Source organism: Paenibacillus lautus (assembly GCF_050482385.1).
GTDB lineage: Bacteria > Bacillota > Bacilli > Paenibacillales > Paenibacillaceae > Paenibacillus_AQ > Paenibacillus_AQ lautus_B.
Genome location: NZ_JBCNHV010000003.1, coordinates 353,419 through 375,087 on the forward strand (window position 1 = coordinate 353,419; position 21,669 = coordinate 375,087).

The following is a 21,669-nucleotide window of genomic DNA, read 5'->3' on the forward strand; positions in this document are numbered from 1 at the left end:
CCAATCAATATTCACGAATGAAAGTTCACGATGGGGTAAGAGGGACTTTTTTGGGTATTTATACTTAAATAAAGTCTCTTTTTTTGCGTATTCGCACATATCATTCAATATTCTCTAACAAAACGCGTAAGCTATAGAGGATTTCAAGTTAGAAGGCAGAATTCTGTATATATCCGGGCAAGCTGGATGATAACAGGTGACAAGCAAGATACAAAATAATCAAAAGGCGATGGTGATGTTGTCCATGGATATGCAGTATCGAATTGAAAAAGATTTTCTGGGGGAAAAACAGCTTCCTGTGGAAGCCTATTACGGCATTAATACGGTTAGGGCGGTAGAGAACTTTCCAATTAGCGGGGTACCCATTCATGCAGAATTGATTTCTGCACTGGGCGAGGTTAAGAAAGCCGCAGCCCTGGCGAACATGGAGCTTGGCCTGCTGCCGAAAAAGATAGGCAGTGCCATTATAGAGGCGGCAGACGAGATCATCGCGGGCAATCTCCGTTCCGAATTCATTGTCGATTCCATCCAGGGCGGTGCAGGCACTTCGATCAATATGAATATGAATGAGGTCTTGGCGAACCGCGCGTTGGAAATTTTGGGAAAACAGAAGGCTGAGTATTTCTACTGCAATCCTAATAATCATGTCAATATGTCGCAATCCACGAACGATGCCATCCCGACGGCGATCCGTATTGCGTCTTACCGTCTGACGCAGAATCTGCTTGAGGTGTTCCGGACCTTGGTTGCCGGCATTCAGGAGAAGGCCAAGGAATTTGACGATGTCATCAAGATGGGACGCACGCATCTGCAGGATGCGGTACCGATTCGACTCGGACAAGAGTTCGGAGCTTATGCCAATGTTTTGACGCGTGACATCAATCGGATCGAGCGGGCGGCGCAAGGTTTGTTAGTCGTTAATATGGGGGCGACGGCCGTAGGTACGGGGCTTAATGCAACACCTGACTATATGCACAGCGTTGTCCAGCATTTGATTGAGCAGACAGGCTTCTCCTTGAAGCAAGCCGAGGATTTGGTCGATGCCACCCAGAACACCGATGCGTATATGGAATTGTCGGCTGCGCTCAAAGTGTGTGCCGTGAACTTCTCGAAAATGTGCAACGATATCCGCTTGATGGCTTCCGGCCCGAGAGCGGGCTTGAACGAATTGAACGTGCCGGCAAGACAACCGGGTTCGTCGATTATGCCGGGCAAGGTCAATCCGGTGATGGCCGAGGTCATGAACCAGGTGTCGTTTCAAGTTATCGGCAATGACCATACGATCAGTTTGGCATGCGAAGCCGGGCAATTCGAGCTTAACGTCATGGTTCCGGTCGCAGCGAACAACTTGATGCATTCCCTCAAAATCCTGAAGAACGGCATGGATGTGTTCTACAAGAATCTGATGGTCGATCTTACAGCGAATAAGGAACGCTGCAAGTACTTCGTAGATAACAGCTACGGCATTATTACGGCATTGAACCCGCATCTGGGTTATGACGTAGCCTCCAGACTGGTGAAGGAAGCCCAGAAGACAGGCCAAAGCATCAAGGAGATTATTCTTGAGCAAGGTCTTTTGACAGAGGAACAGATCCAGGTCATCCTGGACCCTTACCATATGACATCTCCAGGCATTGCCGGAGAAGAGTTCCTGCTGAACCAATAAGGCGTACCCTTGTTTTACCGATACAAAGAGCCGACCAAGATGCAGATCTTGGTCGGCTTTTTTTGCTGTCGGTTATCTCGGGTTGATGACATAGATAAGGCTTGTGAAACCGTTTGAGTCGAGTGTGACGATATGACGCGGCAGGGGCAAAGATATGATTGGTATTATGGATTGTTAAGCGCGGCTATAAGGGAGGAGATGACGTTTTTCTCGGGATCCCCCAGCCCCTTATCCGTTTGCCATTGTTCGAGCTCTTGTTTCACCTGTGAAACATCTTGGTAACCAAGATGGTAAGCAATACTCGAAATGACGCTTTGCCTGTTAGCATCGTCACTCAAATCAGCAAGTGCTTGAACTACGCCTTCCGTGTCTTTGGTAAACAATTCTCCTGCGATGGCGGCATATTGCTCGGCAGAGGCGCCGTCGAGATTTGTTGTTGCCAGGAACAGGCTTCTGTAATGCTCGGGTTTGATAAGGGAGCGGTGGGTATACAGCAGCTCAAGAGTCGCCAATGTTTTGCCATTACTCAGGCGGTTATATTCTGTCCAGTCTATGCCTTCCAATTGAGCAAGCATGTTCTTGACTTTATCCTCGCTACTCATCTCCTCCGCTTTATATAATGAAAATACGTTCTCCGCCGTACTGTTATAGTCAATCACTGCAGTAGTCGCAGGTTCAGATGATGAAGTCGGCGTTTCAGCTTGATTGCTCGAGCAGGCTGTTCCAAGAAATAGAACGGCTATGAGGAACAGGTACGCAATATTGGGTTTGAACATGGATTCTCATCTCCTTTACATCCTAAACGGATATTTCCTGTAAAGAGTTACATAACCAGGAGAAGAATAAAAGAATATGCTTCCAAAGTTCTGCTTATCCCGTATATTTTCATAAATGTTAAGATGAACGCTGCCATGTTCACATTCTATTAAGTTTACCAGCAGACTCCATCTGCCGATAAAAGTGATAGAATAAACGTTAGGTTACATTAAAGTGGCAGTATGATAAAAAGGGGTATGTGATTTTGGATAATCAATGTGGTGAAATAACTGATCAGGAAATCATTCAGCAAACGAAGCAGCAGTGTATAGACAAGGGGATGAACCCGGAGCTTGTTCCAACACATACGAATCGATTGAATGATGAGGTATTGGCCGCAAGGCGTGCAAAATATAAAGAGTACATTGAAGTGATCCAAGTTTTCGTGAATAAGTTCCTTTCCTCCGGATCAGGAAATCCTGTCGTGATTACCATTACGGATAACGAGGGATTCATTCTTGATATGGAAGGGGATCCGACCATTATAGAAACAGCCCGGTATTTGGGTATTGCCGAGGGCAACGGCTATTGCCAAGAAGACGGTCCAAGCTCGATTGATCTGTGTCTCCGGTATGAGCGGCCGTTTACGTTGATAGGAGAGGACCATTTTCATCACATTCTTCACCGCATGGCATGTTATTCGGCTCCCTTCCATGGCGAGGATGGCAAGTTGATCCTAGGAACGATTTCTTTAATGACGCACAGAGAGTTTGTTCACCCGCATTTGCATGCTTTGCTGTGCACGATGGCCGATTCCCTGGAACGGGAGATGGTTACCCGCAAACAGAACACGCAGCTGCAGACCTTGAATCAGGTGCTCCTCGGGACGAATCATTATGGCGTAATCATTACCGATGCAAAGGGTCAGATTCTGGAGATGAACGAAACCAGCTTAAGCCTGCTGTGCCCGGACGGTAGCGACCGAAACCGAACCCGATATGTGGGTCGATCGGTATTCGGAATTAAGCCGATTGGCGAGTATTATGAGCGAGTGATACACCGGCAGCAAATCTGCATCGGAGAAGAGCTTTCGCTTGAGATTTCCGGTAACATGAATCACTATATACTTGATGTTCAGCCTGCTTATGACCGTGAGGGACAGCTCATGCGGGTGGTGGGTTTTCTTCGTGATATTACAGAGCTGAAGCGTACGGAGGAAGTGCTGCGGAATACGGAAAAGCTGGTATTTGCCGGTCAGGTTGCCGTAAGCATCGCTCATGAAGTGCGTAATCCTCTCACCACGGTGAAGGGAATGCTCCAGTTAGCAAATAAGGACGCCTGCCTTCGGCACTATGACCTGATTATGTCCGAGCTGGAGCGGGCTAATCTGATGGTAGGGGAATTTATGATTCTGGGCAAGCCCCAGGCTGCGGTCTTTAAGCTAGAGGACTGCGGTGAGATTCTGGCAGAAGTACTTCACCTGTTTGCCATTCAGGCGGAGCTTAGCGGGATCGACATGACCCAATGCATCGGGCAGCATGCAACGATTCTATGTGATCGAAACCAGATTAAGCAGGTATTTCTTAATATTCTGAAGAATGCGATGGAAGCCTTGCCGCATGGCGGGAACATTCACATTCATCTGGATGTGCAGGAAGGATATCAACGAGTGATTTTTACGGATAACGGCTCCGGCATGACGGATGACGTGCTTCAGCGGATTGGGGAGCCTTTTCATACGACCAAGCCCGACGGCAATGGCCTTGGCATTATGATTGTCCACCGGATCATGGAGAGCCACAATGGCCGGATTGTCATCCGGAGCGAGGAAGAGCGGGGAACATCGGTCGAAATAAGTCTGCCGATCTCGTAATATGTCGAAACTTAGATAGGTATATCTTGTTTTGATATTGTGCTAAATTATTTAGAGGGTTTTTATAGCCACACTACGAGATTAACATCTAAAGGAGGACTTATTTCTTGGATTGGCAGGACATCCTATTTAAATTTGTCGGCGGCTTGGGCATTTTTCTGTTTGGCATCAAGTATATGTCGGACGGTCTACAGAAGTCAGCAGGAGACAAAATGCGCGGGTTGCTGGAGAGATACACATCCAATCCGGTACTGGGCGTGTTGGTCGGTGTCGGGGTCACGATACTGATTCAATCCTCATCCGGAACGACCGTGATGGCGATCGGACTGGTTAATGCGGGGCTGATGACACTAAGACAAGCCATAGGCGTCATTATGGGGGCCAATATCGGCACGACAATGACTGCATTTATCGTGGGGATTAAAATCGAAGAATATGCACTGCCTATTATTGCGGTAGGGGCGTTCTTTTTATTTTTCTTTAACAAGAAAAGATTCCAATATATCGGCCAGGTGGTCTTTGGCTTTGGGACCCTTTTTCTGGGGCTATCCACCATGGGCAGCGGCGTGAAGCCGCTAAGTGAGCTTCCAGCCTTTACTGACTTTATGATTCAGTTGAAGGATCAGCCTTTCCTGGCGCTCGTTGTAGGTACTGTATTCACGATGGTTGTCCAGAGCTCAAGCGCTACCATTGGCATATTGCAGACCATTGCAGACGAAGGAATGATCAACCTGAGAGGTTCGTTACCGATCTTGTTTGGCGATAACATCGGGACAACCATTACCGCAGTGCTCGCCTCGATCGGCGCAACGGTCGCCGCGAAGCGCACGGCTCTGGTTCACGTTATCTTTAACGTCATCGGTGCCATTATCTTTATGATTCTGTTGATTCCCGTGCATTCCCTGGTGTTATGGCTGGGAGAAGGCGTCAATATCCGTATGCAGATCGCGTACGCTCACGGCATCTTTAATACAACCAATGCCCTGATCTTCCTGCCATTAATTCCGGCTCTGGCGTGGATCGTAACCAAGGTTATTCCTGGCAAGATGCAGGAGTTTGAATTTAAGGCGATTTATCTGGATGAACGTTTGCTGGCCACACCGGCGGTTGCTTTTGGACAAGCACAGCATGAAATCTTGCGCATGGGGCAGTATGCCCGGGAGACTCTCCATGATGCGTCTACTTTCTTTTTCAGCAGGGAATCCCGGGTGGGGGAACTCGCCCTGCAGAAGGAAGAGCTAATCAACGAATTGAATCGAAAAATCACGGATTATATGGTGAAAATCCAGCAGCAAAACGGATTGCCGGAAGGCGAGTCCGAAAAAGCCTCCGGTTGGTTCCAACTGGTAAACGATATTGAGCGGATCGGCGATCACGCGGAAAATATCGTGGAGCTATCCGAATTCAGCATCAATAAAAAGGTTGAGTTCTCAGAGGAAGCCGGGCGCGAATTGAAGGAAATGCTGTCCCTAGCCGACAAGGCGGTGGAACGGGCGCTGACTGCGTTAGAACATAATGACGTGGCCGCAGCTCAAGAGGTGCTGGACTATGAGCGGCAATTGGACGAGATGGAGGTTAAGTTCCGTAAGAGTCATATCCAGCGGTTGAACCAGAATCTGTGCACAGGAAACTCCGGAGCGGTCTATCTGGATATTCTGAGCAATTTGGAACGTGTCGGAGACCACAGTAAGAATATCGCTCAATTCGTCATGCACGAGGAGTAGGCTTAACAGAAATGGATTCCATGGAAACAGCGCTGACCAGGCCAGTCCCTTGAACCTCAAGGACAGGCACGGCAGCGTTGTTTGTTTGTATGAGGAGTAATTAATGATTATTCCCAGTAACGGGACATGATGTCCGTAGCCCATTCGGGCTGCTTGGTCTTCGTCTTCGGCAAAAATTCCTCCATGACAGGCTTGATATCAACGACGGGAGTTCCGTCTATGGCATCTAGCCCTTTAACGAAAACGGACCTGCCCTCTCTGCTTACCAACTCCACCATGGTGGCTCCTAGCTTGTTGGGACGGTTCTTGCCCCGCTGGGCGAAGATACCGACCTTGGGAAAGCTCGGATTATTTCGCGGATGTCTCGCCGCGTACTGGATGCTGTCGTCCTGGACGAGATGGAATACATAGATGATTTCAAGATGGCTGAACGTTTCAATCCCATCCAGGGAGCTTTCATCCCATTCTTCGCCGAGCTTGATCTCCGAGATAACATCCCCCCAGTAATCATCCTGAATCGCCTTTCTTTCGTTATGGATCGTTCCGATCGCCTGTATCGTATACATGCTGTACCTCCTTCAGGATTCTCGTTCCTTTACATATACTTCTGGTGTTTTACCGATCACCGCCTTAAAATCCCGGATAAAATGCGACTGGTCATAATAACCCATGTCCATGGCCAGCTCCAGCACATCCTGATGATCAAGGCCTTCAAGCATCTCGGCGACATTCTGCAGCCGGTACAGGCGAATCACCCATTTAGGACTTACCCCGACGTATTGCTTGAACAGGCGCTGAAGCGATCTCGGGCTCATCTGGAACCATTCGCAAACTTGCTCGACCCGAATGATGTCCCGGTTGTGATGAATCCGATCAATGATGGTATGAATCCGTTCGATCTGTTCGTCTTCTGCGGGGAGAACGCGGCGAATAAGCTCCTCCATGTACCTAACCTTTTGCTCCGGTTCCTCTGCGGTCAATAGCTGCTGCTCCAGCGTATAGGGCTCGGCTTGGAGAATCTCCATAGTCCCTATGGAGGAATCCGTCAAACGGTCCATGGACGTGTTTATGAACGGATAGAACCCGCCGGGCCTGAACTTGATCCCGAATACTTGCCCCCTGCCCTCCAGATGGTGGGAATGTCTGGTACTGGATACGCCGTAAAAAGCGGTTCGATGGGGCTGAACAACCAAGTTGGCGCAGGGATTAGGAACAACATCCTGCAGATGAGGCTCCTGATCGGTTAAATCCCAATGAATGATCCAGTAATGCTTGATGAAATAGGAAAGGTCCCTGGATGGGGGAACTCGCAGGAGCTGGAACTTCTCTCCGGCTCTTTTCATGTTCAGAATGCCGAGGCTGGACTGATGAGGATGCTGAATGATGGACACATAGACACCTCCGATAATCCGTAACAGGCCTGGATCGATGGTCCACTGGCCCTCACACGGGACTAGAGCTTGAAGTGATTCTACAGGTTGCAGCCTGTCGCATTTTTACAATACTTGGATCGCAGCTGCTTGATAACATCATCATATCACAGGAGGACAAGCCGGTCTTACTGTGCATTTCATGGATGGTAGGAGGAAACTACAATGGAGCCGTTACATTATGAGTTTTATATCGGTGCTTCGCCGGAGAAGGTATGGGATGCCTTAACTTTGCCGGAGGGAACTCGGGCCACTTTTTTCGGGAGCGAGCTGAGATCTTCATTTGAAATCGGGGAGCCTTACGCTTATGTGGGTCCGGGGAATGACGGAGAGGAGACGGTTCATGTCTATGGGAAGGTTCTGGCTTATGAGCCGCAGAAGAGACTGAGTCTGTCCGAACATCCGGGTCCGTCGTATTACGCGAATCATGAGGAGCTGGAGTCTCGGATTACGTTCACCCTCGAGCCGGTAGGGAAATGTACCAAGCTGACGCTCGTCAATGATCAATACACGCCGGATCATCCGTCCCGTGCCAAGGCAGCGGACAGCTGGTGGATGGTCATGAGCATTCTGAAGACCTATGCGGAGACGGGGGAGACCCTGGATCTGGGCTGGTAGCCTCATGGGGAAGAATCGGCATATGGTCGATAGCATCCAAGCATGCCCGGACCGCGCACTGTGCGCATGATTTATGGATTCGTTATATATTAAAGAAAGCCTATTAAAGAGCCGTAATGGCTCTTTTTTTGTAGGGATTTATAGAGGTAGGCAGCATGGATGGAATTGAAAAGTAATGAATCCCGCTGGCCAATTTCACTTGCCAAATCTTCGATAGCGGGTATGATTTAGGTATCCATGCCGGCTTGCCGATAAGCGGCTTCTCGGCAATGGGTAAGAGGGGAGTGAAGGAAACATGACGGAGCGGAGGCAGCTCCCTGTCCAGCAAATTCGTATTGGTATTATCGGAACCCAGACGATCGTTGATAAAATCATGAAGGTCATTGAAACCTTTCCTTCCTTTGATCCCGTGCCGCTTGTATTTCAGGATGATGACGAAGCGCCGGCACTGGCTGAGCGGATCGGAGGCGAGGTTGAGGTGTTGTTCCTTTCGGATCCGTTGTCCCAGCGCAAGGTGAAGGAGCTCGGACAGGTCTCAATCCCTGTGCATTATGTCCCCGTCACGGACGCGGGTTTATATAAAGCGCTATTCCATGCCGGGCAGCGGGGAAGACTGGCTGGTGGCATATCGGTGGATACCTTAACCGAGACGATGGTGGTCCGGACGATAAGGGATCTGGGTATCCCGGCTGTACAAGCTGTTATTTACGATGGACCTGCTTATGCCCCGAAGGGGAATCTGATTGATTTTCACCGTCTTCAATATGAATCCGGCGGGTGCTCCATTGCGTTCACGGGCGTGGAATCGGTGGCCCATGAGCTGACGAGGCTAGGGGTCCCAAATGAGTGGCTGCTGCCTTCTGATCAGGATATCGTGGTATCACTGGAGCGGGCTTTGCTGTCCACGGCATCCCGCCGTAGCAGGGAAGGGCAGATCGTAGTCGGAATGATTAATATAGACGATTTCGGAACCCAGGCGTTAAGACGGAATAATGAGCACGAGGTGCAGAAGCTGAAGCTGGATATTCACCGGCTGGTGCTCGATTATGTGGAATCGCTGGACGGCTATCTGACCCATCTGGGCGGGGACGAGTATCTTTTCTTCACGACGCGCGGTATCTTTGAACGGGAAACCGGCGGTTACAAAACGATTCCCTTGGCTAAAGACGTGAACAAAACCTATGGTATTTCGCTCAGCATCGGCATGGGTTTCGGCCAGTCGGCCAGCATGGCGGGAACCAATGCGCGCATCGCGATGCGGAAATCCAAGGAGGTTGGCGGCAACGCCTGCTTTATCGTGCGCGAGGATGGGACGCTGATCGGACCGCTGGAGATGGCTGACCCCGTACAAGAGGTGCTGTCCTTTACGGATGCAGGGCTGATCAAACGGGCAGAGGACGCCGGGATGACGAGCGCTTATTTGAGCAAGCTGCTGAACCAGCGTGCCCGTTCGGGTAAATATGAATACAAGGTCCATGAGCTCGCTCACCTGCTGGACATTACCGTCCGCAGCGCACATCGGCTGCTCCAGCTGTGGACCGACAACGACTTGGTCGAGATTGCCGGAATCGAGAAGGTCCCGAGGGGGAGACCAAGGCAGATTTTCAGATTTACGTTTTTGGAGTAGCGCTGTGAAAATGCTTTGGAACGGGCGCTTCTTCCGTTATGCGACGGAGGAGGCGCTTTTTTGTGAACGGAAAAGTAAGCCGAATCGCCGAGCGCATACGCGAGGTTAAGGGTGAAAACGCGGCAGATGAACAAACAGGTGCAGTGGATTTCGTTCAGTCCGATTATCCGAACGAGAAGTATTTTTCAAGATATTCCGCGAAATGACAGGCTATCTGCCGGGAGAGTTCCGGAAAAGCTGCAGGCCAAATTGAGCAAACCGGTGCATTGACAATGACGTTCGTACTTACCGTATACGGCGAAGCGATGCATGGAGAGAGCAAAGGCTTCTTGGAGCAAAAGGCCTGCCTTGATAAATTTCTTTAGCGCGCCCGCAACCTTCCAGATGATGGAACCGTTAGTAGATAAAATGGAAAATATTTATCATCAGGGGGTTGAAGTATGAGAAAGCGGGGTTCATGGATTGCTGCTTTGATGCTTATCGTATTGCTGGTCAGCGGCTGCTCTTCGGGTTCTCAAGACAAAAGCGCCGGAGGTGCCGCGGCCGTCGAATCGCAAGAAACAACGGCGGATCAAGCCTCAAACAAAACAGATGGAGGTGAGGCGGATGCCAAAAACGAAACGGCGGTGACGAGCAAAAAGAGCGTCGAGGAGCCGGCCTCGGCGGATGCCGAGCTTCCGAATATGCCATCGTCTGCCGAGGCTTCCGGCGCAGGGTTTAACTCGCAGGATTTGTCAAGCGGGCTCAACAAAAAACTGATGTACAAAGCGAATATCGTGATGGAGATTCAGGACTATGGAAAGGCGCAGTCGGAAGTACGGAACTCAGTGACGCTTTCCGGTGGTTATATTGTTAATTTCAGCGAAACCCAGTCCAGCAGCGAAAAAGGCGGCACGTTTATTGTGAAAGTTCCTGCGAACGGTTTCTCCTCCTTTTTAAACCGTTTGGAGAACATTGCCCATGAAAACCTGCAGCGAAGCATCGAAGGACAGGACGCGACTGAGGAATACGTCGATTTGGAATCCAGGCTCAAGGCCAAGCAAATCATGGAGGAGCAGTACATCGCCTTCATGAAAAAAGCAACCAAAACAGCCGACCTTGTCGCTTTTGCCAATGAGCTGGAGCGCATTCAATCGGAAATCGAGCAGATGAAAGGCCGAATGCGTTACATTGACCAAAACGTGTCTTATTCCACGGTAGAGATCAGGCTTTACGAGACGCCCCAAAAAAAGGATGATCCCAAAACATCCGCCATTCAGGCACCGCTCGGGCAGCGGGTCTCCCAAGCTTTTCAAGGCAGCATCGACGTGATCACCATCGTCGTCCAATGGATTATCGTCATCCTTTCCGGCTCGCTTCCCTTATTGGTCATCGCGGCCTTCGTTCTGCTCATCCTATGGCTGGCGCGAAGATCGGGCCAGCGGAAACGGGAAGAGGTAGCCCGTAAACGAAAGCTGCTCAATAACGGGCCGACATCTGAGCAAGGGCATCCGGAAGACCAAAAGGACGAGGAGAAACGAATGAAAGACGAATAACGGCAGGAGCAGACCCGAATACGTCAAAAAACGCACATAACATCCAGCGGGTCAACATGGCAAATCTTCCGATTCACGTTTCTGGAATAGGATATCATATTTGTACTATAATGGAATACGAGGTGATCGTAATGAATAAAACGAAGGTCAAATTTACTCGCGTTGAGAAAATTGTCATCTTCACGATGCTGGGACTGGCAGCCTCCTTTATCATTGCCTTCCTCGTGCTTCGACACATCGTGCTGAACGTTTCGTTTGCTCCCTGAGATCAGGGGGCTTTTTTTATTGTCAGGATACTCTCGCAACGATGATCGACGGCCAGATGGTGACTGTGCGTTTTCGGACGATTTTCAAAAAATTGAACACGAATAAGATCTTCAAGGTCCGCTATTCTCTGTGGTCTCCATGCTGATCTCACGCAGGAATAACCCCGTACGGCTTGATAACGGACTAGAAATGTTTGGAGGCTGGGAGAGGGCAAGGGAAATTTTAAAGTGACGGTTTACTCCTAATCAATCTAGGGCCCGAGCCTAAAAAATCATGTAAACAAGTTCATGTCAGTCTACTACAGGATTGCATGGGCTCTTTTTGATCCGCAGACGCTGTGGGTCTTTTTTGTATTCAACGAAAACAAAAAAATTCTGCACAAACGTGTTGACATTATTGAACTACGGTTGTAGTATTAACTTGCAACTACAGCTGTAGTTTTTGAGAGTGAAGATTAATAGGAAAGGAGCTTTACCAAATGAAAGCAGCAACAAAAGTAGCAATCGCAACACTAAGCAGCATTTTATTACTGGGTTCTTCCGTAAACCTCGCGGCGGAGGCGGCATCCTCCCAGACGGCGGCCCCAAAAACTGCTGTGAAAAAAGAAGCCAAATCAACCAAGGCTATACCAGCAAAGGACAAAAAGTTTATCGAAAATGAGATGAAAAGGGTTAAAGAGCAGGCTGAAAAATCGGATGATGTGTTTGTCTTGTATCATAAATACAAGGAATTGAATAACGGATTCGATATAAGCTTTTGGGGAGGGATCAAACATTACACCACATACGAGGATTATGTGAAGAAAGCTTCTACCTTGAAAGGCTCCATCTTGGCGCAGCCTACCAACCTGCCAAAGGGATATAAGTTTTCCAAAGCGAGAATTGAAGGTCCAACAAAAGGAAAGATCATTGATGAAGTGAGAGTCGAAGGTAAAAAAAGTGGAAAACCCATCTACGTAAAAAAGATAGATTGGAAAGAGGCGGCAACCATCCGTCTTGAGTATACGAACGGGAAAGACACGCTGGCCATTTCTAAATTTACATTGGATTCAGAGGGAAGCAAGAAGAAAGGTTTCTTTGAAAGTGACCTCCCGGCGGATATCTATCCAAAATACGTTTTTTGGCATGAAGGCGGCTTTGAATACAGCATTTCAACCACCACAGATATGCCTAAGGAACAAAAAATTGAAATTCTGAAAGCAGCGGTAAAAAAATAATATGTTGAGCCAAACAGGGTTCTTTTGTAGATCATCGTTCCAACAGACGGTGTGAACCATTTTGCATGTAACAAAACGAGATATTTTTCTCTACCAAAACATGTTGACATTACCAAACTACAAATGTAGCATGTTTATTGTAACTACATATGTAGTCTGAGTAAATTGACTTTGGAGGTTTCATGCATGAATCAAATACCACCAATTACGGATGCGGAGCTGGAGATTATGCGCGCATTGTGGGCAAATCCGGACTGCCCTTCCAGCGAGGTCGTAAAACAAATGACGGATCGAATGGGGTGGAGCCCCAATACGACCCGGACGCTCCTCAGTCGTCTGGTGCAGAAGGAAGCAGCGGGTGCGAAACTGGAACAGGGTTCAAAGCGCACCCAACTATTTTATCCGATCATCAGCGAGCAGGAGTATCTGCAATCCGAAACCAAATCCTTCATGAAAAAACTTTATGGGGGAGCTTTAAAGCCGATGCTGGCCAACTTTTTGCAGGACAAAAAACTGAATGCGCAGGAAATCGAGGATCTAAAGGCTTTGTTTGACGAAAACAGCAGCGACGGGGAAACAGAAAAGAGAGAGCCCTGATGAGTTCTACATTGCATGAAAATTTATTGTTTTTTTTCGGCTGGGTGATTCGCGGATCGTTCATGGCCTCCATCCTGATCGTACTTGTCCTGATCCTGCAATTTCTATTAAGAAACAAGATTGAAGCCAGATGGAAATACTGGATTTGGCTTCCTGTGGCCATTCGCTTGCTGCTCCCTTGGGCACCGGAATCCTCGCTTAGCCTATACAATGTTTTGTCTCTGGAGGCCATAGCACCCGGTATTCATCAGCAAAATCAAGGTTCGTCGTTCTGGCATAATTTGTGGAAAGGGTCAGGGGCCGAGAGCGCAGCTCATGTAGAGCAATCTTTCATAGTAGAGAGAAACAGCCTTATAAGGGAAACGGGGGAAGCGCCAATTCCGCCCCGTGAATTAGAAAACACGCAGAAAACGCACTTCTGGTGGAGTGGGTTCAAGCAAATGGGCTTCACCAGTATACTGATGTCGGTTTGGCTTGCGGGCGTGCTGCTTCTTGCCGCGAAAACGGCCTACGACCAGATTCGATTGAAACAAGCTCTGCGAGCGGGCCGAAATATGGATACGCCTTTTTTATCGGCAGTATTTCACGAGACGAAACAGCAATTAGGCGTGAAGCGAAAAGTACAGTTTGTGGCCAGCGAGCGAATTCCCGGGCCTGCCGTGGTCGGTTTTAGCAAACCGGCGATCGTCATTTCGCCCAGTCTGCTCATCACGCTGCAAAAGGATCAACTTCAATATATTCTGGCGCATGAGTTCGCACATATTCAGCGACGGGACGTTGCCGTGAACTGGTTGATGCATATCATCCTGATCATTCATTGGTTTAATCCGTTATTATGGCTAGCCGTACGTAAAGCAAGACAAGACCAGGAGATGGCCTGCGATGCATGCGCCTTGAATCGGATGAGCCCGCAGCAAAACAATGCATACGGACAAACGATCCTCCATGTGCTGGAGCATTTTTCAGGCAGCCATCATCAGCCGGGACTTGCCGGCTTGTCCGCCACACATAAAGAGATGAAAAGGAGACTTACGATGATTAAAAAATTCAACAAAAAATCCTACCGCCTGTCTATTCTAGGGTTAGGGATGATTCTCGCGCTTGGCAGCGTGACGTTGGTTAATGCCAAGGAAAGCGACGCAGGGAGCGTAACACCAAAGGCTTCCGTGCAATCGGAACAGGATTTAAAAGCTGCTGTGAATAATAATCAGGATATTATCTATCCCGAGGGGAATATAGACCGAGAGCTTTACAAGAAGGAGCTGGAAAAGGCTCAGAAAAAAGCAGAAACAGCAGCCAAGGCTCTAACTCCAGAGGAAAAGAAGTATATCGAAGCTGAGACCAATAGAGTGAAAAAGCTAAGTAAAGAGACAGGTGATATGTACGTTCTGTATCATAAATATAAGGATCTTAATAGCGGACTCGACCTAAGTTATTGGGGAGGGATTGAAGAATTCTCTACTTACGAGGATTATTTGAAAAGAGCTTCCACATTGGAGGGCTCCATCCTGAAGCAGCCTGCCAACCTGCCTGAGGGGTATAAGTTCTCCAAAGCCAGAATTGAAGGTCCAACCGAAGGAAAGTTCCTCGATGAAGTAAAGGCCGAAGGCAAGAAGAGCGGGAAACCCATCTACGCGAAAAAGATAGACTGGAAAGAGGCGGCAACCGTCCGTCTAGAATATACGAACGGGAAAAACACGCTGGCCATTTCTAAATATACGTTGGACTCAGAGGGAAGTAAGAAGAAAGGTTTCTTTGAGGATGACTTCCCGGCGGATATCTATCCAAAATACGTTTTTTGGCATGATGGCGGCTTTGAATACAGCATTTCAACCACATGGGATATGTCCAAGGAACAGAAGGTCGAGATTCTGAAAGAAGCGGTGCAGAAATAATATTTTGATGGCAAGGGCTTTGAAGCCGATGCTGGCCAACGTTAGAATATCATTTTACGTTCATGCTACAAATCCCTTGATTGGTATTGTTATATAAATAGAAAACAACAAATACCACAAGGAGATATGACTTATGAAAAAGGGTAATAAAAGAGGAAATCGTCAGAATTAACAAATTGCTCGAGAATCATCCGAATGATTATTATATGGTATACGTCAGTAATGAATTGACCAAAAGAGCTTAAACTATATTCAACCAAAACCTCCATAGATTTGGAGGTTCTTTGGGTTGGTCGGAAAAAGTATACAACGAAAAGACACATCACCGTCTATTTAAAGACGATTTAAAGATTTGTCTTTATATCAAGCGGGGCCGTATGATGAGGATGAATCATCAATCGGAGGAGGAGATTGTTCATGTTAACCGTTGCAGAATTAGAAGCGAAGCTGGCTGAGCCTTCAGCACATCTTGTTGCCGATCTGGCGTCTTTGGAGGGGGATATCCTTGTGCTGGGTGTCGGCGGGAAGATGGGTCCCAGCCTTGCAAGGCTGGCAGCCAACGCCGTACGCGAAGGCGGTGGCGGCAAACGGATCATCGGCGTATCCCGTTTCTCGAGCCAGGAGGCCAGACGTGAGCTGGAGGAGGCGGGCGTTCAGACAATTTCGTGCGACCTGCTGAACGATGGGGAGCTGCAGCGGTTGCCCGAGGCTCCTAATGTGATCTATATGGCGGGCAATAAATTCGGCACGACCGGTCGTGAATATTTTACTTGGGCGATGAATTCGTACTTGCCGGGCCGGGTGGCCGAGAAGTTCAAGCAATCCCGCATGGTGGTGTTCTCGTCAGGAAATGTATATCCGTTCTCACCGGTGGGCAGCGGCGGAGTCAACGAATCGGTAGCGCCGGAGTCGGTCGGAGAGTATGCGCAGTCCTGTCTCGGCAGAGAGCGCGTCTTCGAATATTTCTCACACCAGAATGGTACGCCGATGGCGATCTACCGACTGAATTATGCCATCGACATGCGGTACGGCGTTCTGCATGAGCTGGCCAGATCGATCCACGAAGACCGGCCGATTCACCTGGCGATGGGGCATGCGAATATCATATGGCAAGGGGATGCCAACGAGATGGCGCTCCGTTCGCTCCTGCACTGCAGCTCCCCTCCGGAAATCATCAACATTACCGGACCGGAGACGATGTCGATCCGCTGGGCGGCACAGGAATTGGCGGCACGGATGGGCAAGGAAGTGACCTTTACGGGTACGGAATCCGAGACCGCACTCCTGAACAATGCTGCGAAATCCCACCAGCTGTTCGGTTATCCGAAGGTGTCTCTGCTGCAGATGCTCGACTGGACCGCAGCGTGGGTGCAATCCGGCGGCGAGAGCTGGAATAAGCCGACTCACTTCCAAGAGAGAAAGGGGAAATTCTAATGAGCGGACAGGTTCCTGCAACTCAACATTTGGCCCCCGATAAGCTTAAAGCTCTGCATGAAGGGCTCGTTATACCGGCTCACCCGCTTGCTTTGGACGAGAATCGGAAGCTGGACGAACGACGCCAGCGGGCATTAACGCGCTATTATGCGGCGTCCGGTGCGGGCGGTGTTGCGGTCGGCGTTCATTCGACCCAATTCGAGATCCGCGACAAGGGCATCGACTTGTATGAACCGGTGCTGCGACTTGCGGCAGAAGAGATTCGCAAGGCGGAGCTCGATCGGCCGTTCATGATGGTGGCCGGCGTGTGCGGCCCCACGGAGCAGGCAGTGGAGGAAACGGAGATCGCCCGCAAGCTCGGCTATGACGCCGTCCTCCTCAGCATGGGCGGTTTAAGCGGATGGAGTGAAGAAGACATTCTAAAGCGTACGGAGGAGATCGCGCAGAGGATGCCGGTGATCGGATTCTATCTTCAGCCATCGGTTGGCGGCAACATCTTCTCCTTCGACTTTTGGCGCGCCTTTGCCGAAATTCCGAATATCGTTGCGATCAAGATGGCTCCCTTCAACCGTTACCAGACGATGGACGTCGTCCGTGCCGTCTGTTATTCGAGCCGCAGAGCTGACATTGCTCTTTATACGGGGAACGATGATAACATCGTCAACGATTTGTTGACAACGTATCGATTCCAGGTGGACGGAACGCTGGTCGCCAAGCCTATCGTAGGCGGTCTGCTCGGTCATTGGGCAGTCTGGACCAAGAAAGCGGTCGAGCTTCTGGAAGAGATCAAGGAGGCGCGCACACAGGAGGGATTCGCGAAGGAGTGGCTGACACGCAATGTGGAGATTACCGACTCCAATGCAGCTTTTTTTGATCCCGCCCATCAGTTTGCAGGCTGTATTCCGGGCATCCATGAGGTGCTTCGCAGGCAGGGGCTGCTGCAAGGCACATGGTGCCTAAATCCGCATGAGACGCTGTCTCCTGGCCAATCCGAGGAGATTGACAGAGTCTACCGGGATTATCCGCATCTGAACGATGACGATTTTATTCAAGATCACTTGGAAAGTTGGCTGGCGGACTGATACAATGAGGGCAGAATAGTTGAAAGTGGGGAATCGCGAATGCGGTTTAAAGATGTGTTTTCTATTATTGGGCCCAGTATGGTGGGGCCGTCGAGCTCTCATACCGCTGGGGCCGTGCGGATCGGAAGGGCTGCGCGGCGCATATTTGGAGCATTCCCCGATCAAGCGGAAATTGTGTTCTACGGATCTTTTGCCGAAACCTATCGCGGGCACGGCACCGATCTGGCTGTCGTGGGCGGATTGCTCGATTTTGCCACGGATGATATGCGTATCCGGAATTCGATTGAGCTGGCCGAAGCGGCAGGCATTGAACTTAAATTCAAGACGGCACAGAATGTGGCTTTTCATCCGAATACCGTGGAGCTGAGGCTGACGGACGGCGATCATACCGATGTCATTGCAGGCGCTTCCATTGGCGGAGGCAGCGTGGAAATGCTGCGCGTGAACGGCTTCGACGTCAAGTTTACGATGAATTATCCGGTGCTACTGGTCTTTCATGACGATACGCCGGGCATGGTCGCGCATATCACCCGGCTCCTGGAGGCCGGCGGCGTCAACATTGCCTATATGGATGTCGACCGCAAGGGAAGAGGCGGTGATGCCATGACGGTGGTGGAGTCGGATGAAGCGGTTCCGGTTGAGTTGATGAAGCATATCGAAGGGTTGCCGAGCGTGCACCGGGTCGTCGTTGCGGATTTGACAGTAGAGGAGGTGCAGTCATGAAGTTTTCTACGCTGGAGCAGATCATCGCATGCTGCCGGGAGGATCAGGTTACGATTGGCCAGCTGATGCTGAATGAACAGATCAAGGAAACGGGGAAAAGCCGGGACGAGACGTTCAAGCAAATGGCCGATTATTACGGCATCATGAAGGAAGCGGTGCACCGGGGGATCCATGAACCCGTCCCTTCCAAAAGCGGCCTAACCGGCGGAGATGCCGTACGCGTCCATCAATATATGAGCAGCGGGGTACCCGCGCTCGGAACCGACGCTTGTACGGCACTGGCCTACGCCCTGTCCGTGTCCGAGGTGAATGCCTCCATGGGGCGCATCGTGGCGACGCCGACAGCGGGCTCATGCGGCATTATTCCCGGGGTTTTCGTTAGCACCCAGGAACGCTTTGGCTGGGAAGACGAGCATTTGGTGATGGGGCTGTTCAGCGCAGGCGCGATCGGCTACGTTATCGCCAACAACTCGTTTATCTCCGGTGCGGAGGGCGGCTGTCAAGCCGAAGTTGGCTCAGCCATCGGTATGGCGGCAGGTGCTTTGACTGAACTTCGAGGCGGCTCGCCGGAGCAGGCTGTTCATGCTGTTGGACTTGCACTGAAAAATTCCTTGGGGCTCATCTGCGACCCGGTTGGCGGACTGGTTGAGATCCCCTGCATCGTGCGCAACGGCTTCGGGGCCGTGACAGCACTGGCGGCATCGGATATGGCGCTTGCCGGCGTACGCAGTGTTATTCCATCCGATGAAGTTATTGACGTGATGCTGGAAGTCGGCACGGCTATGCCGTCCAAGCACAGGGAAACGGCGAAGGGCGGTCTTGCACAAACGCCGACCGGCAAGAAAATCCTGAAGGACTTGTACGGTAAGGAAGGCAAGAAATTGCGGGAAAAGGGTTCCAAAGCAAAGAAAGACGAAGCGGGTGAATGAATTCGTTCCCGTTTTACGCCCAAGGCGTTCGGCTTCTCTAATGTATGATGAGGAAGAGAAAAAATTTAACATGCTCCGTGAGGGATTTCGATATGAAATCCCTCATTTTTTTTTAGATATAGAATTTATAAGTTATCTAGCTACGCTGATGAAATTCCATATCGCAAGAAAACCAACCTTTGAAGCGCGGTCTGTCTTAAGTACGTCGATAGACGTTTTTCTTATCTATTTCTACCGCTTTAGCATTTTCTACATGCCAGAAAAGACTGATACCATGCGGTTTTTTGGCATTTTAGCGGCTTGGGTGAGAAAAAACAGCATCTCGCTGAAATACGCTTCTTTACGAATTGTGAAAGCGTTTTTATGATGTGGATGGGTAGAAAAATCCGTGCCGGAGCATCGGTATCGGCTGCCGAGTGATTTTAGAATATTCCCTGCGCTGAAGCTAGGAATCTTCGCCAACAAGGAGGAGTGATAGGGAGCATCTTGCCATTTGAAACGTAGTCCAGACGAATAAGCTAACACGCACAGATGAGAAGAAATGACGGGGGTAGAATAGCGATCACACAGATTCAGTCAGCCACATTCAAATGATGGATTTAGAGGAGGAACGCAAATGTCAAAAAAGTGGTTTCGTATGGCTCTCGTATTCACACTCGCAGTTTCGATCCTGGCCGCATGCAGCGGAGGGGGGAAAGGGGCAGCTCCGGAAACGGGCGGAGACACAGCGTCACCTCCAGCGGCGCCGGCCGATCCCGATCAATATGGAGATACAGGAGGTCTCGCGCTTCCATTGGTTGATAAACCGACAACGATCAATTGGATGGTCGTCAGCGAGAAAACCAACCTGAACGATTCCTTGCTTGCCAAGGAAATCGAGAAGCGAACCGGCATCAAGGTGAATTTCCAAGCTTATTCCTCGGCTACCTTTCAAGACAAACTGAAAGTAACCGTTGCATCCGGCAAGCTCCCGGACATTATCCACGGGCTGACGCCTCCGGAGCTGAAGAAGATCGGTAAGCAGAAAGCGGTCGTTGCCATTAACGAATATCTCGACATGCTGCCGAATTTCAAAAGAATGTATGTGGATGAGAATCCGTGGGTCATTCCGTCCTTCGGAGACGAATCAGGTAACATCTATACCTGGCCCATTGCAAACATCAACCGTGACGTCAACCACGGCTTCCTGTACCGCAAAGATATTTTCGACGAGCTGGGCATCAAGGAGTGGACGAATACCGATGAGTTTTACCAGGCTCTCAAAAAATTGAAGGCAGTCTATCCGGACTCCTATCCTTACGCTTCCAAGACCAAGGAACATATTTTCCGCGATTGGGCCTTCGGCTGGGGAATCGGCGGAGCCAACTATCCTACGTATTACGATGAGACTGCAAAGGTGTGGAAATACGCTACTATACAGCCGGAGCATAAAGAAATGCTCGATTTCATGAAGAAGCTGTACAATGAAGGATTGCTCGATCCGGAATTCATGACGGACACCGATGATTCCTGGACGGCGAAAATGACGTCAGGCAATAAATCCTTTGTCACATATGATTGGATTGGACGCTTGGACCTGTTCTACAACCAGGTTAAGGACCAAAATCCGAACTATGACCTGAGATACGGAAATCCGGTTGGACCGACCGGGAACGGCAAGACGATCGAGAGCATCACGAACGGCTTCAGCATCGCGGTAGCAAACAACGACAACAAGGAAGCCTCCCTGAAGCTGCTCGACTACCTGACGAGCCCGTCCGGCGCAACGCTGGTAACGATGGGCGTGGAAGGCGAGACGTTCAAGATGGAAGGCGATAAAGTCGTCTATCCGGAGCTGACCGACGTGCCGCTGGTGGACATCAGCGTGCTGGAGGACCGTTATGGTCTGTGGCTGCAAGGCCTGTATGTCAATTCCGATAAGCGCAGCGTGTACTTCAACTACACGGAGAAGGAACAGGAGGCTCAGGATAAGCTGCTGAACGGCAATAAATTCGAGCCGCTTGATCCGGTTGTGAACTTTACGGATGACGAAACCGCAACGATTGCGGAAATCCAAACCTCGCTGAAAAAATTGGCGGATGAATTTAACGCGAAATACATTCTGAACAAAAACTACGGCGATGCGCAGTGGCAGCAATGGCAGGTCCAGGCTGAGAAGCAGGGAGCCAAGCAACTCGTCGATATTTTCAACGCAGCCCAGAAGAGATTGGATGAAGCCACAAATTAATCTGCAGAAGTAATAGGAGTGATGGCGGTATCCGGGTACCACGCTCGGGTGCTGCTCATCATCATAAGGA

The 21,669-nt window shown here is 49.8% G+C and carries 20 protein-coding genes; 17 read left to right on the top strand and 3 right to left on the bottom strand.

Annotated elements, in window-relative coordinates; genetic code table 11:
* Window positions 1-235 precede the first annotated feature (235 nt).
* Window positions 236-1,666 (top strand): aspartate ammonia-lyase, encoded by a 1,431-nt coding sequence (gene aspA, locus ABEW73_RS06955; protein ID WP_430163055.1) that lies wholly within the window; start codon window positions 236-238, stop codon window positions 1,664-1,666.
* Between the two features lie 164 nt (window positions 1,667-1,830).
* On the opposite strand, the gene ABEW73_RS06960 is transcribed toward aspA, so the two are convergent.
* Window positions 1,831-2,442, bottom strand: coding sequence for a hypothetical protein (locus ABEW73_RS06960; protein ID WP_430162805.1), 612 nt, complete (start codon window positions 2,440-2,442; stop codon window positions 1,831-1,833).
* A 239-nt stretch (window positions 2,443-2,681) separates the two neighbouring features.
* Here ABEW73_RS06960 and ABEW73_RS06965 point away from each other — a divergent pair, with 239 nt between their 5' ends.
* Both ABEW73_RS06965 and ABEW73_RS06970 read left to right on the top strand, forming a co-directional pair.
* Window positions 2,682-4,295: an ATP-binding protein gene (locus ABEW73_RS06965; RefSeq protein ID WP_430162808.1), complete on the top strand. Its 1,614-nt coding sequence runs from the start codon at window positions 2,682-2,684 to the stop codon at window positions 4,293-4,295.
* 107 nt (window positions 4,296-4,402) lie between these two features.
* Window positions 4,403-6,019, top strand: coding sequence for a Na/Pi cotransporter family protein (locus ABEW73_RS06970; RefSeq protein ID WP_430162811.1), 1,617 nt, complete (start codon window positions 4,403-4,405; stop codon window positions 6,017-6,019).
* Between the two features lie 107 nt (window positions 6,020-6,126).
* Here the strand turns inward: ABEW73_RS06970 and ABEW73_RS06975 are convergent, their stop codons facing one another.
* Window positions 6,127-6,585: an SAM-dependent methyltransferase gene (locus tag ABEW73_RS06975; protein WP_394057942.1), complete on the bottom strand. Its 459-nt coding sequence runs from the start codon at window positions 6,583-6,585 to the stop codon at window positions 6,127-6,129.
* Between the two features lie 12 nt (window positions 6,586-6,597).
* Entirely contained in the window at window positions 6,598-7,410 is an 813-nt protein-coding gene (locus ABEW73_RS06980; protein ID WP_430162815.1) for an AraC family transcriptional regulator, read from the bottom strand.
* Between the two features lie 204 nt (window positions 7,411-7,614).
* Here ABEW73_RS06980 and ABEW73_RS06985 point away from each other — a divergent pair, with 204 nt between their 5' ends.
* The 14 genes from ABEW73_RS06985 to ABEW73_RS07050 all read left to right on the top strand — a co-directional run bounded on the left by ABEW73_RS06985 (window position 7,615) and on the right by ABEW73_RS07050 (window position 21,599).
* Window positions 7,615-8,067 carry an SRPBCC family protein gene (locus ABEW73_RS06985; RefSeq protein ID WP_430162818.1) on the top strand — a complete coding sequence of 151 codons (453 nt, stop codon included), beginning with the start codon at window positions 7,615-7,617 and terminating at the stop codon, window positions 8,065-8,067.
* A 295-nt stretch (window positions 8,068-8,362) separates the two neighbouring features.
* Window positions 8,363-9,694: a hypothetical protein gene (locus tag ABEW73_RS06990; RefSeq protein WP_430162821.1), complete on the top strand. Its 1,332-nt coding sequence runs from the start codon at window positions 8,363-8,365 to the stop codon at window positions 9,692-9,694.
* A gap of 62 nt (window positions 9,695-9,756) precedes the next feature.
* Window positions 9,757-9,900, top strand: coding sequence for a hypothetical protein (locus tag ABEW73_RS06995; RefSeq protein ID WP_430162823.1), 144 nt, complete (start codon window positions 9,757-9,759; stop codon window positions 9,898-9,900).
* Between the two features lie 234 nt (window positions 9,901-10,134).
* Window positions 10,135-11,229, top strand: coding sequence for a DUF4349 domain-containing protein (locus tag ABEW73_RS07000; protein WP_430162825.1), 1,095 nt, complete (start codon window positions 10,135-10,137; stop codon window positions 11,227-11,229).
* Window positions 11,230-11,360: 131 nt separating this feature from the next.
* Window positions 11,361-11,495, top strand: coding sequence for a hypothetical protein (locus ABEW73_RS07005; protein WP_256720511.1), 135 nt, complete (start codon window positions 11,361-11,363; stop codon window positions 11,493-11,495).
* Window positions 11,496-11,974: 479 nt separating this feature from the next.
* A complete protein-coding gene (locus ABEW73_RS07010; RefSeq protein WP_430162827.1) occupies window positions 11,975-12,712 on the top strand; it encodes a hypothetical protein in 738 nt (245 codons plus the stop codon).
* A gap of 186 nt (window positions 12,713-12,898) precedes the next feature.
* Window positions 12,899-13,309, top strand: coding sequence for a BlaI/MecI/CopY family transcriptional regulator (locus tag ABEW73_RS07015; protein ID WP_430162829.1), 411 nt, complete (start codon window positions 12,899-12,901; stop codon window positions 13,307-13,309).
* Window positions 13,309-15,204 carry a M56 family metallopeptidase gene (locus tag ABEW73_RS07020; RefSeq protein WP_430162832.1) on the top strand — a complete coding sequence of 632 codons (1,896 nt, stop codon included), beginning with the start codon at window positions 13,309-13,311 and terminating at the stop codon, window positions 15,202-15,204. Before ABEW73_RS07015 ends, ABEW73_RS07020 begins: the two co-directional genes overlap by 1 nt.
* A 417-nt stretch (window positions 15,205-15,621) precedes the next feature.
* Window positions 15,622-16,638 (top strand): NAD-dependent epimerase/dehydratase family protein, encoded by a 1,017-nt coding sequence (locus ABEW73_RS07025; protein WP_430162835.1) that lies wholly within the window; start codon window positions 15,622-15,624, stop codon window positions 16,636-16,638.
* Window positions 16,638-17,720, top strand: coding sequence for a dihydrodipicolinate synthase family protein (locus ABEW73_RS07030; protein ID WP_430162837.1), 1,083 nt, complete (start codon window positions 16,638-16,640; stop codon window positions 17,718-17,720). Before ABEW73_RS07025 ends, ABEW73_RS07030 begins: the two co-directional genes overlap by 1 nt.
* A gap of 39 nt (window positions 17,721-17,759) precedes the next feature.
* Window positions 17,760-18,443: an L-serine ammonia-lyase, iron-sulfur-dependent subunit beta gene (gene sdaAB / locus ABEW73_RS07035; RefSeq protein ID WP_430162839.1), complete on the top strand. Its 684-nt coding sequence runs from the start codon at window positions 17,760-17,762 to the stop codon at window positions 18,441-18,443.
* Window positions 18,440-19,372, top strand: coding sequence for an L-serine ammonia-lyase, iron-sulfur-dependent, subunit alpha (gene sdaAA / locus ABEW73_RS07040; protein ID WP_430162842.1), 933 nt, complete (start codon window positions 18,440-18,442; stop codon window positions 19,370-19,372). Before sdaAB ends, sdaAA begins: the two co-directional genes overlap by 4 nt.
* Entirely contained in the window at window positions 19,365-19,739 is a 375-nt protein-coding gene (locus ABEW73_RS07045; RefSeq protein ID WP_430162844.1) for a hypothetical protein, read from the top strand. The genes sdaAA and ABEW73_RS07045 overlap by 8 nt, the downstream gene beginning before the upstream one ends.
* Window positions 19,740-19,988: 249 nt before the next feature.
* On the top strand, window positions 19,989-21,599 hold the full coding sequence (locus tag ABEW73_RS07050; protein ID WP_430162847.1) for an extracellular solute-binding protein: 1,611 nt from the start codon (window positions 19,989-19,991) through the stop codon (window positions 21,597-21,599).
* Window positions 21,600-21,669 lie beyond the last annotated feature (70 nt).